This is a genomic window from Paraburkholderia panacisoli, from assembly GCF_008369935.1.
Classification (GTDB): domain Bacteria; phylum Pseudomonadota; class Gammaproteobacteria; order Burkholderiales; family Burkholderiaceae; genus Paraburkholderia; species Paraburkholderia panacisoli.
Window position 1 is genome coordinate 809 of the sequence record NZ_VTUZ01000137.1, and the last position, 758, is coordinate 1,566.

Below are 758 nucleotides of genomic sequence, written 5' to 3' on the forward strand. Positions count from 1 at the left end.
ACTCGATCGGAATGCCCGCCCCGCGCAGGTAGCGCTCGACCAAGTTGCGCTTCACGCCCGCGCTCGCGAGGAAGCCGCTGACGAGCGAAATCGGCACCGTCGCGCTCGGCGACGGCAGCGCACGCCCGGGCCGGGCGGAAGGTGAGTCTGAGCCGGCCATCGCGTCCCCGTCGATCGAACCGCTCCCATTGTACTTGAGCGGCTCGCGCCGGGCCTTCGGCGCGCCGGCCCGTGCGCCACGTGCTGCCCGACATCGGTCCACCGATAACGAGCTTGGCCTGGACCGGCGGCACGACGCCATTTCATGGCACTTCCAAGCAAGGGTGGCGCCGCGTTGCAATCGCCAAGGGCGACGTTCCGAGAGACTGAGGGCCTCAATACCCAATCTTCACGGAGACACAACATGCCCATCATTGTTTGCGAATGCAAGGTCGGAATCGAAGCTGGCGTCAAGGCCAGGATCGCCAGCGAGTTCACGAGCGCGATCAAGGAGGTCATCCTCTCGCCGCTCGACTTGATTAGCGTCGTATTTCATGAAGCCACGCCCGAGAACACCTATCGTTCGGGAGAGCCCACTTCCGAAACGCTGATCTTCTGCCACATACGTGATGGGCGCAGCGACGGCGCCGTGCTATCGCTGGCCAAAAAGGTGAGCTCGATCTGGAGCGCGTGCACCGGGGCACCGGAGGACGAAGTCGAGGTTCTCGTCGCACTGTATCCCGCCAAATACGTCGTGCGCGGAGGTGAACGCCTGCCCG

General features: G+C 64.4%; 1 protein-coding gene and 1 pseudogene. One reads left to right on the plus strand and one right to left on the minus strand.

Annotation, left to right across the window (positions count from 1 at the left end):
• Positions 1-301, minus strand: a pseudogene (locus tag FVF58_RS54075) (AraC family transcriptional regulator); the annotation flags it as partial.
• A 102-nt stretch (positions 302-403) separates the two neighbouring features.
• Between FVF58_RS54075 and FVF58_RS50980 the strand changes: the two are divergent.
• On the plus strand, positions 404-758 hold a 355-nt coding region (locus FVF58_RS50980; protein ID WP_149676983.1), incomplete at its 3' end, for a tautomerase family protein.